The sequence below is a fragment of the Saccharopolyspora antiqui genome, from assembly GCF_052246905.1.
GTDB lineage: Bacteria > Actinomycetota > Actinomycetes > Mycobacteriales > Pseudonocardiaceae > Saccharopolyspora.
Genome location: NZ_JBQQBO010000001.1, coordinates 97447 through 111479, shown reverse-complemented (window position 1 = coordinate 111479; position 14033 = coordinate 97447). Strand labels below are relative to the sequence as shown.

The 14033-nt window shown below is 69.4% G+C and carries 15 protein-coding genes; 7 read left to right on the top strand and 8 right to left on the bottom strand.

All coding sequences use genetic code 11. The features are described from left to right. Positions 1-14: 14 nt before the first annotated feature. Positions 15-1121: a LacI family DNA-binding transcriptional regulator gene (locus ACTWQN_RS00460; RefSeq protein ID WP_443201249.1), complete on the bottom strand. Its 1107-nt coding sequence runs from the start codon at positions 1119-1121 to the stop codon at positions 15-17. 204 nt (positions 1122-1325) lie between these two features. Here ACTWQN_RS00460 and ACTWQN_RS00455 point away from each other — a divergent pair, with 204 nt between their 5' ends. The 7 genes from ACTWQN_RS00455 to ACTWQN_RS00425 all read left to right on the top strand — a co-directional run bounded on the left by ACTWQN_RS00455 (position 1326) and on the right by ACTWQN_RS00425 (position 7955). Then, entirely contained in the window at positions 1326-2744 is a 1419-nt protein-coding gene (locus ACTWQN_RS00455) for a glycoside hydrolase family 5 protein (RefSeq protein WP_443201248.1), read from the top strand. Positions 2745-3256: 512 nt separating this feature from the next. Then, a complete protein-coding gene (pqqA, locus tag ACTWQN_RS00450) occupies positions 3257-3394 on the top strand; it encodes a pyrroloquinoline quinone precursor peptide PqqA (protein ID WP_443201247.1) in 138 nt (45 codons plus the stop codon). Between the two features lie 101 nt (positions 3395-3495). Continuing rightward, the gene (pqqD, locus tag ACTWQN_RS00445) at positions 3496-3777 is read left to right on the top strand and encodes a pyrroloquinoline quinone biosynthesis peptide chaperone PqqD (protein ID WP_443201246.1); all 282 of its coding nucleotides are present in this window, start codon (positions 3496-3498) and stop codon (positions 3775-3777) included. Beyond that, a complete protein-coding gene (pqqE, locus tag ACTWQN_RS00440) occupies positions 3770-4861 on the top strand; it encodes a pyrroloquinoline quinone biosynthesis protein PqqE (protein ID WP_443201245.1) in 1092 nt (363 codons plus the stop codon). The genes pqqD and pqqE overlap by 8 nt, the downstream gene beginning before the upstream one ends. Positions 4862-5147: 286 nt before the next feature. Next, complete coding sequence (locus ACTWQN_RS00435) at positions 5148-6377, top strand: MFS transporter (RefSeq protein WP_443201244.1); 1230 nt, start codon at positions 5148-5150, stop codon at positions 6375-6377. Between the two features lie 236 nt (positions 6378-6613). Continuing rightward, positions 6614-7159: a VOC family protein gene (locus ACTWQN_RS00430; RefSeq protein ID WP_443201243.1), complete on the top strand. Its 546-nt coding sequence runs from the start codon at positions 6614-6616 to the stop codon at positions 7157-7159. Then, entirely contained in the window at positions 7143-7955 is an 813-nt protein-coding gene (locus tag ACTWQN_RS00425; protein WP_443201242.1) for a MerR family transcriptional regulator, read from the top strand. Before ACTWQN_RS00430 ends, ACTWQN_RS00425 begins: the two co-directional genes overlap by 17 nt. Positions 7956-8151: 196 nt before the next feature. Here ACTWQN_RS00425 and ACTWQN_RS00420 read toward each other — a convergent pair whose 3' ends face one another. From ACTWQN_RS00420 to ACTWQN_RS00390, 7 genes are all read right to left on the bottom strand, one after another. After that, the gene (locus ACTWQN_RS00420; protein ID WP_443201241.1) at positions 8152-8595 is read right to left on the bottom strand and encodes a DoxX family protein; all 444 of its coding nucleotides are present in this window, start codon (positions 8593-8595) and stop codon (positions 8152-8154) included. A 120-nt stretch (positions 8596-8715) separates the two neighbouring features. Then, complete coding sequence (locus ACTWQN_RS00415; RefSeq protein ID WP_443201240.1) at positions 8716-9534, bottom strand: IclR family transcriptional regulator; 819 nt, start codon at positions 9532-9534, stop codon at positions 8716-8718. A gap of 17 nt (positions 9535-9551) precedes the next feature. Continuing rightward, complete coding sequence (locus ACTWQN_RS00410; RefSeq protein WP_443201239.1) at positions 9552-10550, bottom strand: carbohydrate kinase family protein; 999 nt, start codon at positions 10548-10550, stop codon at positions 9552-9554. Next, the gene (locus ACTWQN_RS00405) at positions 10547-11191 is read right to left on the bottom strand and encodes a class II aldolase/adducin family protein (RefSeq protein ID WP_443201238.1); all 645 of its coding nucleotides are present in this window, start codon (positions 11189-11191) and stop codon (positions 10547-10549) included. Before ACTWQN_RS00405 ends, ACTWQN_RS00410 begins: the two co-directional genes overlap by 4 nt. Further along, on the bottom strand, positions 11188-12297 hold the full coding sequence (locus tag ACTWQN_RS00400) for an ABC transporter ATP-binding protein (RefSeq protein ID WP_443201237.1): 1110 nt from the start codon (positions 12295-12297) through the stop codon (positions 11188-11190). The genes ACTWQN_RS00405 and ACTWQN_RS00400 overlap by 4 nt, the downstream gene beginning before the upstream one ends. Then, positions 12287-13078 (bottom strand): ABC transporter permease, encoded by a 792-nt coding sequence (locus tag ACTWQN_RS00395; RefSeq protein WP_443201236.1) that lies wholly within the window; start codon positions 13076-13078, stop codon positions 12287-12289. Before ACTWQN_RS00395 ends, ACTWQN_RS00400 begins: the two co-directional genes overlap by 11 nt. Beyond that, positions 13075-13992 (bottom strand): ABC transporter permease, encoded by a 918-nt coding sequence (locus tag ACTWQN_RS00390; protein WP_443201235.1) that lies wholly within the window; start codon positions 13990-13992, stop codon positions 13075-13077. Before ACTWQN_RS00390 ends, ACTWQN_RS00395 begins: the two co-directional genes overlap by 4 nt. Between the last annotated feature and the right edge of the window lie 41 nt (positions 13993-14033).

The window sequence follows — 14033 nt, the reverse complement described above, 5'->3', positions numbered from 1 at the left end:
GCCGCCGCGCCAACTCATCGTGGGACACCACCGGAAGTCGGCCGCAGGCCGACGATCGACCGCACCGCGCGGGGCGGCGCGGCGCACGACGCCCGCTCGACCAGCCGCGTCGGCAGCCGGGTGTGCATCTCCGCGGGTTCACCGCCGGAGAGGATCTCGACCAGCATCTCCACCGCCCGCTGGCCCATCAGCTGGATGGGCTGGTCGATCGTCGTCAGAGCGGGGTCCGTCATCCGGCTTTCCGGCACGTTGTCGAAGCCGATGATCGACAGGTCGTCGGGTACCCGCATGCCGAGCGTCACAGCGACGTCCATGGTCACGATCGCCGAGACGTCGTTCGCGGCGAAGATCGCGGTCGGCCGGTCCGGCAGCGACAACAGCTCGCGCACGGCCTCCGCCGACGTCTCCTCCTGGTACCCGGCCATCCGCACGAGGTCCGGATCGAAGGGGATGTCGGCCTCGGCGAGCGCGCTGCGGTACCCGATCTCGCGCTGGTGCGTGGAAGCCAGACTTCGCGGTGGACGACCGAGGAAACCGATCCGCCGATGCCCCAGGGCGATCAAGTGCTCGGTGGCCAGGGCAGCGCCGCGAACGTTGTCGGCGCTGACCGCGGGCGCACCCTCGTCGTCGGTGTGGGGATCGACCGCGACGACGGGAATGTCCGAGCGCGACGTGTGCACCGTCGGCGTCACCAGGACCGCCCCGTCGATCAGCGTGCCCGAAAGCCGCGACAGGTAACGGCTTTCCCAGCCGATCTTCTCCGACCCCTCGCCACCGGCCCCTTGATCACCGGCGCCCTGGCCACCGGCCCCTTGACCACCGGCAGAGTAGATCACCAGCTCGTACCCGCTGTCCCGGATCGCGCGCGCCGCTCCCTTCAGCAGCTCGGCGCTGAACGGTTCGATGGCCCACACCAGGATGCCGATCACGTTCGTCCGCTGATTGCGCAAGCTCCGTGCGACCAGGCTCGACTCGTAGCCGAGTTCGGCGATGACCGCGCGCACGCGCGCCACGGTGGCCGCGGCAACCCCGTACCGGTCGTTGAGCACCTTGGACACCGTTGCCACCGACACGCCCGCCTGCTCGGCGACGTCCCGGATGGTCACACGGCCGCTGATCACGCCGGGGATGCTACCTCGCGTAAAACGATATCGCTACCGTTATCGACAACGATTGAAACCGGCCACCGCGCTGGGCAGGATGTCGATGTACCAAGCACGATCCGCGGTCCACCGGCACGGTCGGACGCGGCAGAACGCCAAGCGTGTCGCCCCGCGCCTGGCGCCACGACCGGGGGCGGAGAGGCGGACAGCACGATGGCAACGGTGCCCGCACGCACGACGACGCACGCGCCGGACGGAACCGGCTCCGCGCCGCGGCTCCACGTCGCGGGACGCCAACTGGCGACCGCGGACGGCGAGCTCGTGCGGCTGCGCGGGGTGGGGCTGGGCGGCTGGCTGAACATGGAGAACTTCATCACCGGCTTCCCCTCGACCGAACAACTGCACCGCAGGGCGCTGCTCGACGTGCTGGGCCGGGAGGTGTACGACGCGTTCTTCGACCGCTTCCTGGCGGTGTTCTTCACCGACGACGACGCCGCGCTGCTGGCCGAGCTCGGCATGAACTGCGTCCGAATCCCCTTGCACTACCGGCATTTCGAAGACGATGCCCGCCCGATGGAGCTGAAGGAAGACGGTTTCCGGCTGTTGGACCAGGCCCTCGACGTCTGCGCGCGGCACGGGATTTACGCGGTGCTGGACCTGCACGCCGCGCCGGGGTACCACAACCAGCGCTGGCACAGCGACAATCCCACGCACCGATCGTTGTTCTGGCAGCACCGGCACTTCCAGGACCGCGTGGTGCACCTGTGGGAGGCGCTGGCCGACCGGTACCGCGCGAACCCGTGGGTGGCCGGGTACAACCCGCTCAACGAGCCCGCCGACCACGACGGGGAAACCATTGGACCGTTCTACGCGCGGCTGCACGCCGCCATCCGCGCCGTCGACCCCGACCACGTGATCTTCCTCGACGGCAACCGGCACGCCACCGCCTTCGACCTGTTCCAGGACCCGTGGCCGAACACCGTATACACGGTCCACGACTACGCGCTCGCCGGTTTCGCCGACAGCGGCAGCTATCCCGGCGTCTCTCGCGGCACCTACGTCGATCGCGACTACATCGAGGCCCAGTTCCGCAAGCGGTCCGAGTACATGCGCAGCACCGGAACACCCATCTGGGTCGGCGAATTCGGCCCGGTCTACAGCGGAGACCCGGACCTGGACGACTCCCGGTACGGTGTGCTGTCCGACCAACTGGACATCTACGACGAACACGGCGCGGGCTGGAGCCTGTGGACGTACAAGGACATCGGCCTGCAGGGCCTCGTCCACGCGGCCGACGACTCCCCCTACCGCCAGCGGATCGGCCCGGTCCTGGAGAAGAAGGCACGACTGGGCGTCGACGTGTGGGGCGGCGTCGACACCGGAGTCCGACACATCCTGGACCCGCTGGAGCGAACCGTCGCCGAAGAATTCCCGATGTTCGACCCACCGCCGTACGGGCAGCGGCAGTGGATCCACGTGCTGGTGCGGCACATCCTGCTCGCCGAACCCATGGTCGAGGACTTCGCCCGCTGCTTCGCCGGTATCAACGCCGACGAAGCCCGAGCCCTGGCCGACTCCTTCGCCCTCCAACGATGCACCCGCCGCACCCGACTACTCGAAACCCTCCAACAACACCTGTGAAATTCGGCAGCATCGGAACGCTTGTCGAGCTTTCCGGCTTCCCCCTCGCATCGACTCGCTATCGGGAAACCGCTACGGCGCACGAATGGCGTGGTGCCGGTGTTGCCGTTTGTTCGAGCGCGGGCCTCGCCTCGGACCCGACGGGTTGCCAGCCGTCCCACCCCGAACCTCGCGGCCCGGCCGACGCGGTGACCTGCCGGTTTCGGGTGCCATTCGGCTTACCAGAGTTCGGAAACGGAGATATCCTGCACCTGCGTGGGATTCATCAGGCGGGGGGTGTCGGATGACCCGGTGCGCATGGCTGACGCACGCAGGTGGTGCCGGAGCGCTTGCGGTCGCTCGTTCGGTGCTGACCAACGCCTGCGACGCACCGTCGGCCGCGGCCCGGGAGTCCCGCATGGCCGCGAGACATCAGCAGCTCGGCACGTCGATCGTTGCGCTGTGCCCTGGCTCTCCGCACTGCCACGCTTCCGCAGGTCTAGCTCGAAATCGACGGAGAGGAGGTGCCAGCCATGGAATCCGAATCCGCTCGGACCGTTCTCGAATGGGAGCCCCCTGAGTTCGAACTCGTCGAATGGGAAGCCCCCGACTTCGAAGAACTTCAGTGCACGTCCGAAGTGACGATGTACATCTCGCGGATGGAGGACTAGCCGCGGCGGGAAGACCGGCGGCGCCGACGCACCGGCGCCGGGAACAAGGCGGCGCCGTGCGGTTCGTGGTGCCCGCTCGTCCGGACTGAACTGGGACAGCGATGAGCACAGCGCTACAACCGTCGAGCCAGCCCAGATTGGCAACGCATGTGCGGCTGGGCTTCGACCGGGCTCGCAAGCGGTACATGTTGCAGGTGCCCGAGGCGGTGACGGTCCTGAACCTGACCGGCGCGGCCGTCCTGCACCTGTGCGACGGGAGGCGCACGGTGGCCGAGATCGTGGCGGAGCTGCGCGACCGCTACGACCGGGTGGCCGACGATGACGTGGCGGACTTCCTCGCCCGCCTCGTCGCCAAGCGGTGGGTGGAGCTCGACGATGACTAACCCGTTCGGACTACTGGCCGAGTTGACGTACGCGTGCCCGCTGCACTGCCCGTACTGCTCCAACCCGCTCAACCTCACCGACTACCGCGACGAACTGACCACCGCGCAGTGGCAGCGGGTGCTGGCCGAGGCGCGCGAGCTCGGCGTCCTGCAGCTCCACCTCTCTGGCGGCGAACCGCTCCAGCGCCGGGACCTGGTGGAGATCGTGCAGACCGGTAGCGAACTGGGCCTTTACACCAACCTCATCACCAGCGCGATCGGCTTTTCAGCGCGCCGCGCGGAGCAGTTGCGCGCGGCGGGCCTGGACCACGTGCAGATCAGCGTTCAGGCGCACGAGGCGACCGCGTCCGACCGGATCGCTGGCACGCCCTCGTACGAGCGCAAGATCGCGGCGGCTCAACTGGTCAAGCAGCTGGACTGGCCGCTGACGTTGAACGTCGTGCTGCACCGGCACAACATTGACCACATCGCCGACATCCTCCGCCTGGCCGAGCAGTTGCACGCCGACCGCATCGAGCTCGCCAACACCCAGTACTACGGCTGGGCTTGGCGCAACCGCGACGCGCTCCTCCCCAACAGGCAGCAGCTGCACCGGGCGGAGGCGGTCGTGCGCGCCGCGCGCGAGCGCCTGGCTGGCCGGATGGAGATCATCTACGTGCTGCCCGACTACTACAGCCAGTACCCCAAACCCTGCATGGACGGATGGGCAAGACGGCAGCTCACCGTGACACCCAACGGCGATGCCCTCCCCTGCCCAGCCGCGCAGACGCTCCCGCTGCCCCGGGCGAGCGTGCGCGAGCACTCCCTCGCCTGGATCTGGGCCGAATCTCCGCTGTTCCAACGTTTCCGCGGCACCGACTGGATGCCGCAGCCGTGCCGGAGCTGCCCCCGGCGGGAGATCGACTTCGGCGGCTGCCGCTGCCAGGCGTTCCTGCTCACCGGTGACGCCGCCCGCACCGACCCGGTCTGCGTCCTGTCCCCCGACCACGAGATCGTCGCCGAAGCGGTCCGGGTGGCCAACGAGGGGAAGCGTCCGAAGGCCGCAGCGCTCACGCCCCGACCGAATCCGCGCCGTGCCCGGTAGGAAACGACAGCGGGCAATTCCAGACCCTTCGCCGGGACGAGCACCCCGAAGTCGCGGCGCGCGAGCGGACCAGGCAGTGCGAGATCCCGCTCTGGTGGCGGTTTTCCGGGTGCGGGCCGGTGATTCCCGCCGCGAGATGGACACCGGCCGCACCTGGTGCGGCGGGATGCGGCTGACGGTGCGGCGGTGACGCCGCATCTCGATGCGCGCACCGCGGTGCTCCGTCCCAGCCCTCACCTGCTCCCGAGCAGCAGAACCCGCCGTGACGAGTTGCGGAAGGAGACCCGTGGCAGGCGCGGAACAGGCCCGGATCACGGTGCGGGCGTTGCTCGCACGGCCCGTCTACCGGCGGTGGTGGGCGGCTGCGGTGATCTCGCGCGCCGGGGACGTCCTGGCCGGGGTAACGCTGCTCCTGCTGGTGCTGGACCGCACCGGCTCCGGTCTGGGCGTGGCCACCGTGGTGGTCGCCGACATCCTGCCGGTGCTGCTGTTCGCTCCGTTGGCGGGCGTCGTGGCCGATCGCCTGCCCCGACGCCACATCATGATCGCCGCGGATCTGGTCCGCATGGTCCTCGCCGCGTCGCTGCCGCTGGTCTACGCGCACGTGGCAGCGGTGTACGCGATCGCGTTCGCGCTTTCGGCGGCCACGGTGTTCTTCACCCCGGCGGCCAACAGCCTGCTACCTGAGCTGGTCGGCGAACGCGAGCTCGTCGCCGCCAATTCCGGCGTCTGGACCACCGCGGTCGTCGCCCAGGTCGCGCTGGCACCGCTGGCGGGGGCACTCGTCGCCGTGGTCGGGTTCGCCGCCGCGTTCTGGGTCAACGCCGCATCCTTCGCCGCCAGTGCTCTGCTGCTCACCGGCCTGGTGGTGCCTGGTCATCGCGTCGCCGCGATCTCGCACGGCTGGCTGCGCGACGCCCTCGACGGCGCGCGGCTGCTCGCCGCCGACCGGCTGCTGCGGGCGCTGGCCACCGCGCAGCTGCTCGCCGCACTGTCGACCGGGGCCACCGGCGCGTTGCTCGTGGTCCTCGCCCGGGAACAGTTCGGGCTGGGTCCGCAGGGTTTCGGCTGGTTGTTGGCCGCCATCGCGGTAGGCGCCGTGGTCGGCCCCGTACTGCTGACCCGGATCGTGCGCGACCCCGTCCGGCCGAACATCGTGTTCGGTGCCTGCGGGTTGCGCGGCTTGGTCGACGTGCTGCTGGCTGCGACGACGTGGGCCCCGTTGGCGGCCGCGGCGCTGGTGCTCTTCGGCCTGGGTACCTCGACCGGCACCATTTCCTTGACCAGCCTGGTGCAAACCCGCACCGGCGAGGCCACGCGGGGTCGCGTCTTCGCCGGATTCGACGCGCTGTTCCAGACCGGCAGGCTGGTCAGCCTCCTCCTGGGCGGCCTCCTCGCCGACCGGCTCGGCATCACCGCGGTCTACTTCCTCGGCGCCGCGCTGCTGCTCGCAGCGGCGTCGAGCGGCTTCATCCTCAACCGGCCACCCCGCGACGACCACCAACCCGAGCTCTGAAGGCAAGCAGCACGACCGAGAGCGCCGCCGCTTCGCAACTCCGTTGCGCGCTCGATGTGGTTCGTCGGCGCGTCGAACTCCCTAGTGCTGCTACCTGCGCTGGCGCAACGACCACGCCCACCACCCCGACGTCCTAGCTGTATCCGGCCATCACATTGGTGACACCGCTGCGTCAGGGCCTGGACTTGCGGGCTTGGCTTGACCCTCACGTTGGGTGAGGGTGGACGGTGTAATGCATGAGTGACTTCTTCAACGCATTCGAGATGAGCCCCATATCGGAGAGGGGGCCGAAGGCGGTTGCGCCCGAGGTGTTCCGCGGCATCTACGCAATGCCGGTGTTCGTGACCCTTCCCACGTCCGACCTGGCGGCGTCGACGAACTTCTGGGTGCGCGGGTTCGGCTTCATCGAGCTGTTCAGCATTCCCGGGCAGGTGGTCCACCTGCGCCGGTGGGCGTTCCAGGACGTCCTGCTCGTTCCCGCGGCAGCGGGCACCGCACGGGCCGAGGTGCCGGCGATGAGCGTGAGCTTCTCGTGCGTGCTGAGTGAGATCGAACCGATCATGGGGGCGTGCACGGAACTCGTGCCAGGCAGCGTGACCGGACCGCGTGATACGCCGTGGGGAACTCGCGACATCGAGGTGATCACTCCGGAACAGGCTCGGGTCGTGTTCACCGCGGCGAAGGACTTTGTTCCCGACAGTCAGGAGGCACGCGATCTCGCATCGGTCGGGATCGTAGCCCCGGACCCAGCTAGCGAGGGTCACAATGGCGTCCGTGATTGACTTCGACATCGACGACGGTGTCACGGTGGGCGCGGCAGCCAAGCTGGTGGGGGTGACCGTCCGCACGCTGCATCACTGGGACGAGATCGGCTTAGCATCGCCGTCCGTGCGTACCACCGCGGGCTATCGCCACTACACCGAAGAAGACCTGCAACGCCTGCACCGGATCGTTGCCTATCGGGAGGCCGGGCTCGGACTGGACGCGGTGCGTGAGGTGCTCGATGACGCGACCGCGGAGATCGGTGCCACCTTGCGTGCGCAGCGTGCCCAGCTCGCGGAGCGGATCCATGATCTGCAACGGCTCGACGACCGCCTTGAACGGATGACCGAGGCGCACGAGCGCGGCATCCTCTTGAGCGACGAAGCGCAGTCTGAGATGTTCGGGGCGGACTGGGACGCGCGCCGGTCAAGGGCCGCCCGCACCGTGTGGGGAGATTCCCCGCAATGGGCGCAGTTTGCCGAGCGGTCCGCTTCCCGTACTCGGGATCAGTGGCAGTCGCTCTCCGCAGCGATGTCCACGTTGCAGCGCGATCTGGGCGACGCCCTCGATCGGGATGTCGTTCCGGGCACCCCTGAGGCGAACGGGCTCGTCGAACGTCACCGCGAGGTCTTCTCGAACTTCTTCCCGCTCACGCGGCAGATGCAAGTGTGTCTGGGGAGGATGTTCGAGTCCGACCCGGGCTTCTCCGCCCACTACGACGGCATTCGGGCCGGACTGGCTTCTTGGTTTCGACAGATCATCGACGAGTCCGCTCGCGCTCACGGGATCGACCCGGACACAGCCACCTGGCAGTAGCCCGTATCCACATCAGTTCCTACACCTAGCCGCCCAAGGTCGAGGTCGTCCGCAGTCACAGAGGACAGGGCGAGGCCAGTCTCGGCTGATCCGGACATGACAAGGACCGTACCGCGATCGGAAGGAGTCACACCCGCGTTTTTCTCGCGGACCGCGCAGCCCGGCGGGGGTTTGCGGTCACAGCACTAGATGGGGTTCAACCCGACTGGGTGTGCACTCGGGTGCGTGTTGGAGCGTGTCGGATTTTGCGGAGTAGCGAATCGAGCGTCAGCGGACCGGCACCCAACACCGCGATCAGCAGGAAGAACCACGAATACAGCGCGGCCGGAACCCCGGCGTTCTCGATCGGGAGGAGCCCCCGGGGCTGGTGCACGCTGAAGTACGCGAACGCCATCGCGCCCGAGCACAGCAGCGCGGCTGGCCTGGTGAAGACCCCGAGCAGCACCAAGCCGCCACCGACGAACTGGATCAACCCGGCCCACCAGGACGGCCATGCGAACAGCGGTGTTGCGTACGGGGCGCCCAGCACGCCGAACAGACTGGCCACGCCGTGCAGCATGAACAGGAACGACACCACGATCCGCACCACGGACAACGCGATTCCCTCCAGCTGACCCGAGGAATTCCGCGTCTCACCCATCGCCCATCCCCCCTCAGAGCAATTCCAGCGCCCACCAGCGCTCCGCTCCTATGGGCTAGCCGCAGCGGGCCGTTCTCAATCTGATCGCGTTCAAGGCGAAGGGGCCGCCCGATCGCCCGTTCAGATCGCGGGGCGCTCGGTGGCGGGGTCGCGGAAGCCCATCGCCCGGGAGGCTTCCGCGGCCGCTTCCTTAAGGTGGTGGAGGTGGCTGGGGCGCTCGGATTCGGGCAGGTGCGAGGACAGGCCGCTCAGGCTCAGCGCCGCGGTGATCTTGCCGAGGTGGTCGCGCACGCCGACGCTCAGCGCGGTGACGCCCTCTTCGACGTCGTCGCGGCTGACCGAGTAGCCGTCGTGGTGGATTTTCCTTATCTGCTCCCGAAGTTGCGCTTCACCGGGCCCGCCGATGCGCCGCTGGAACGGCCCGGCCAAGTAGCTCTCGAACTGGGCTTCCGGCAGATGCGCCAGCAGCAGCCGAGGACCGGCACCCAGGTACAGCGGCAAGGTGCCACCCACCCGCAGCGTGTGGGTCGCCGCGTACCGGCCGTCGAGGCGTTCGAGGCAGACCGCCTCGTCGCCGCGCAGCACGATCAGGAAGACGGTCTCCCCGGTCTTGCGGTAGACGTCGCGCATCGCGGGCAGGGCCCGGTCGCGAATGCTGAGCCGCCGCGCCATCGCGCTGCCGATCCGGAACGCGCCGATGCCCAGCCGGTAGGACCCGGCGGCGGGCCGCTCCACGAAGTCACCGGCCGCGAGGGTGGTCAGGATCCGGTGGCAGGTGCTCTTGTTGAGGTCGAGCCGACTCGCGATCTCGCCGAGGCCCAGCTCGTCCGGCGCCTCGGCGAGCAGTTCGAGCACCGCCATCGCCTTCACCAGCACCCGGACGGACCCGCCCCCGGCGCCCGCCTTGTCATCGTTGCCCGTCTCGTCTGGCCCGGCCACAGTTGGCGACATCCTCCTCAGTTCCGGCGAAGCCCTGCTGGGTCCGAAGCCAGCCGCGATTCGGGCGGGGTCGAACCGCCCAGCTCGGCCTGCCGCTCGGACCAGAAGCGTAACGTCAGGGCCAGATCGACGATTCCGGCATCCGAGCCGAGACCCTGCGCGACCAACGCCGACGCGGCGGTGCCGAGGCGAGCCGCGGACAGCAAATCCCAGCCGTGGCCCAGCCCGACGATGAACCCGGCGGTGTAGCCGTCGCCGCAGCCGGTGGTGTCGACGACCGGGATCCGGAACGCCGGGATCTCCTCTGCCAGTGCCTCGCCCACGACCAGCGAGCCCGCACCGCCCCTGGTCACCAGCACGGTGCCCACGCCGTGCGCGCGCATCTTCTCGGCGGCCAGGCGAAGGTCCTCGGTGCGCGTGATCGCACGGATCTGGTCGTCGTTGGGCAGCAGGTACTGCGTGTGTTCCCAGCACGGCCGCAAGGCCTCGACGAGTTCCGGCTGCACGCTCGACCTGAGCAGGTCCATCGTGGTCACGACGCCGTGCTCGCGCGCGAACCGGAGCAGCTTCGGCAGCACTGCGACGGCGAAATCGCCGAGCGCGTCCGGCCCGCCGATGTGCAGCACATCCGCCTCGGCGACGAGCTGCCAGTCGATGTCGTCCGCGGTGAGCGCGTCCATCGCGCCGGAAGCGTGCAGCGAAGGGCGTTCCCCGTTGGGCCTGATCGGCAGGATCGTCGACGGCGTCGCCCGGCCCGGTTTGACCGCGAGGCGCTCGTCGACGCCGTGCTCGGCGAGCAGCAGCCGCAGCACGCGCCCGGCCGTGTCGTCACCGATGGCGCCGATGCTGACCACCTCGGCGCCCAGCTTGGCGAGGTCGACCGCGGTCCCACCGGCGGTGCCCGCCGCCGTCACCCTGATCTCCTCCAGCGCCAGCCGCCCCTGACCGGGCGGGATCTCGGCCACCGGACGCCCGAGCACGTCGAAGATGTGCGCGCCGACGCAGACGACCTTCATCGTGCCGCCCTTTCCGCCTTGTGCCGGGTGACGTCCGCCAGCTCCGCGGCGGTGAGCACCCGCGGGCTGCCCAGCTGGTGGGCCTGGATGTGCAGGGCGCACAACCATTCGAGCAACCGCGCCCGGTCGTAGGCGCGGTCGAGGTTGTCGCCGTACGCGACGGCGCCGTGGTTCTGCATCAGCGCCGCAGTGCGGTCTTCGAGCGCGTCGTGAACGGACCGGGCGAGTTCGTCCGTCCCGAACGTCGCGTACTTGGCGACGCGCGTCGGTCCGCCGAGTTGCAGCGCGTAGTAGTGCAGGGGCGGGAGTTCGTCGACCACTGTGGACACTGCGGTGCTGCTGAGGCCGTGGTGGTGCACCACGGCGGCTGCCCCGGTGTCGGCGTAGATGGCCAGATGCATGGGGGTTTCGGACGAGGGTGGCGGGGTGTCGAGGTCGGCGAGCGGGGCGCCCGCCAGGTCGACCACGCAGACGTCGTCGGCAGCGACCAGGTGGTAGGGGATGCTCGACGGCGAGATGGCGACCAGTTCGCCGACGCGGACGCTGACGTTGCCCGCGGTGCCGAGCACCAGACCGTCGGCGACCATGCGGCGTCCGGCCTCGGCGACCTGGTGGCGTGCCGCTTCGAGTTCGCCGTTCATCGCGCGGTCACCGGCGAAGCCGCCACCCGCGTTTCAGCCACCCCGTCGCTCGGCACGAGCACACCGGCGTCGCCGGGCCAGTGCACCTCGATTCGCTGCCCGGTGGTCACCGGCGCGGTCGAGGTGGTGTCCCGGATCTGGCCGGTGGTGCCGCCGTCGAACTCGACGAAGACCCGGCGGAACGCGCCCTGGTACACGATGTCGGTCACGGTCGCGGACAGCACGTTGGCGCCCGGCTCGCTCGACGCGCCGATGCGCAGGCGCTCCGGGCGCACCACCAGCGCGACCGGCCCGGCTTGGGCGGCGCCCGCCGACCGCAGTTCGCACCAGCCGGTGTCGATGATGCCGTCGCGGGCGTGACCGGTGAACACGTTGGAATCTCCCAGGAAAGTGGCCACGAAATGGGACACGGGTGTTTCGTAGAGCTCATCCGGCGTCCCGACCTGCTCGATCCGGCCTTCGTGGAACACGGCGATTCGGTCGGAGAGCGCGAGCGCCTCCTCCTGGTCGTGCGTGACGAACACGAACGTGATCCCGAGTTCCTTGTGCAGTCGCGAGATCTCCAGTTGCAGCGACTCGCGCAGCTTCTTGTCCAGCGCGCCGAGCGGCTCGTCCAGCAGCAGGGCCCTGGGCGCGAACACGACGGCGCGGGCCAGCGCGACGCGCTGCTGCTGGCCGCCGGAGAGCTGGGACGGCAGCCGGTTCCCGTGCTCGCCGAGGTGCACCAGTTCCAGCGCCTCGGCGACGCGCCGCGCGATCTCCTTCTTGCCCACTTTGCGCTGGCGCAACGGGAACGCGACGTTGTCGGCCGCGGTCATGTGCGGGAACAGCGCGTAGTTCTGGAACACCATGCCGAGGTTGCGCCGGTGCGGCGGCACCCGGGCGATGTCGGCGTCGTCGAGCAGGATCTGGCCCGAGGTCACGTCTTCGAACCCGGCGATCATGTTCAGCGTGGTGGTCTTGCCCGAGCCGCTGGGCCCGAGCAGCGTCATGAACTCGCCCGCCTCGATCGTCAGGTCGGCGGCGTCGACCGCCGGTCGGGACGAGCCCCGGTACACCTTGCACAGGTCACGGGTCTCGATGCGCGCACCACCGTCAGGCTGCACCGCGATTCCTCCTCGTCATGGTTGCGAGCCCCAGCAGCGCGGTGGAGACCACGAGCACGACGGTCGAGGCCGCCGCGATGGTCGGGTCGACCTCGTTGGTCACCGAGGTGAACATCCGGACCGGCAGGGTCTGCAGCGTCGGGGACTGGATGAACAGGGACACGACGACCTCGTCGAACGAGGTGACGAACGCGAACAGGGCGCCAGCCAGCACGCCGGGCCGGATCAGCGGGAACGTGACCGACCAGAACGTCGTCCACGGGGACGCGCCCAGACTCGCCGAGGCGCGCTCCAGCACGCGGTCGAAGCCAGCCAGCGCGGCTGTCACGTTGACCGTCACGAAGGGCAGCGCGAGCACGGTGTGGGCCGTGATGAAACCCGCGGGTGTGCCGATCAGCCCCCAGCCGAGGAACGCCGCGTACATCGCCACGGCGACCACGATCCCCGGCACGATCAGCGGCGCCATGAACAGCCCGTCGATGGCGCCCTTCCCGACGAATTTCCTTCCGGCGAGGGCGAATGCGGCCATCGTGCCGAGCACGGTCGCCACCGCGGTCACGATCAGGGCGAGCTGCACCGACACCAGCAGCGCGGTCAGCCAGCTGGATTCGGTGAAGAACGTGGCGTAGTGCTGGAGGCCCCACGATCTCGGCGGGAAAGCGAAGCTGTCCTCACCGGAGAAGCTGATCGGGACCACGATCAAGGTCGGCACGACGAGCCACGCCCCGATCAGGACGCCCAACGCGATCAGCACGGCGCGCAGGCCGCGTCCAGTTCTCACAGCGGCGCACCTCCGGTCATGGCGCCGGTCACCCGGGCTCCCCTCGTCCGGGTGGCGAACTGGACGCCGCCGACGAGCAGGAGGGTGAGCACGAGCAACGCGACCGCGAGCGCACCGGCCCCGCCGAAGTCCACCAGCTGGTTGACCTGCACGGAGATGAACTGGGCGAGCATGGACTGCTGGGGCGAGCCGACCAGCGACGGCGTCACGTAGAACCCGAGGGACAGCACCATCACCAGGGTCGCGCCCGCGGCGACGCCCGGCAGCGACAGCGGGAGGTAGACCCGCAGGAAGGCGATGGCGGGGCGGGCGCCGAGCGAGAGCGCCGCGTCGACCAGGCGGCGGTCGATCCCGCGCATCGTCGTGTACACGGGAAGCACCACGAAAGGCAGCATGACCTGCGCCATCGCCAGCGTGACCCCGGCCGTGGTGCCCAGCAGGTGGAGCGGCCCGAGCCCGATCGCGCGCAACAGGTCATTGACGACGCCGTTGTCCTGCAGCAGCACCACCCAGGCGAAGGTGCGGGCCATCAGCGAAGTCCAGAACGGGAGCAGGACGACGCCGGTCAGGACAGCGCGCCAGCGCGGTGCGGCGATCGTCATCAGGTATGCGTACGGGTAGGCGAAGAGCAGGCAGACGACCGTCACGATCGCTGCCATGCCGAGGGTGCGCAGCACGACGGTGATCGCCACGTCGTCGGTGACGATCGCCGCGTAGTTGCCGAAGCCGGGTTCCGGGTCGGTCACCGACAGCCAGAGCAGACGCAGCGCGGGCACGACGAAGAACACCACGAGCACCACCACCGCGGGCGCCGCGAGCAGGATGCCCAGCCGCCAGGCGGTTCTGCCGCTGGGGGGCGATGTGGTGCGGATGGTCGTGCGGGCGGTCGCGCTCGGCGGGGACGTCACGGCCATGGGCGACGGCTCCTTCCGATCGGTCGAACCTCAGGGGCGAT

Excerpts from the sequence above, each read along its gene's own strand:
- ACTWQN_RS00410 (WP_443201239.1), bottom strand. The coding sequence starts at position 10,550 with ATGAAGGTCGTCTGCGTCGGCGCGCACATCTTCGACGTGCTCGGGCGT.
- pqqE (WP_443201245.1), top strand. The coding sequence starts at position 3,770 with ATGACTAACCCGTTCGGACTACTGGCCGAGTTGACGTACGCGTGCCCG.
- ACTWQN_RS00390 (WP_443201235.1), bottom strand. The coding sequence starts at position 13,992 with ATGGCCGTGACGTCCCCGCCGAGCGCGACCGCCCGCACGACCATCCGC.
- ACTWQN_RS00425 (WP_443201242.1), top strand. The coding sequence starts at position 7,143 with ATGGCGTCCGTGATTGACTTCGACATCGACGACGGTGTCACGGTGGGC.
- ACTWQN_RS00405 (WP_443201238.1), bottom strand. The coding sequence starts at position 11,191 with ATGAACGGCGAACTCGAAGCGGCACGCCACCAGGTCGCCGAGGCCGGA.
- ACTWQN_RS00420 (WP_443201241.1), bottom strand. The coding sequence starts at position 8,595 with ATGGGTGAGACGCGGAATTCCTCGGGTCAGCTGGAGGGAATCGCGTTG.
- pqqD (WP_443201246.1), top strand. The coding sequence starts at position 3,496 with ATGAGCACAGCGCTACAACCGTCGAGCCAGCCCAGATTGGCAACGCAT.
- ACTWQN_RS00430 (WP_443201243.1), top strand. The coding sequence starts at position 6,614 with ATGAGTGACTTCTTCAACGCATTCGAGATGAGCCCCATATCGGAGAGG.
- pqqA (WP_443201247.1), top strand. The coding sequence starts at position 3,257 with ATGGAATCCGAATCCGCTCGGACCGTTCTCGAATGGGAGCCCCCTGAG.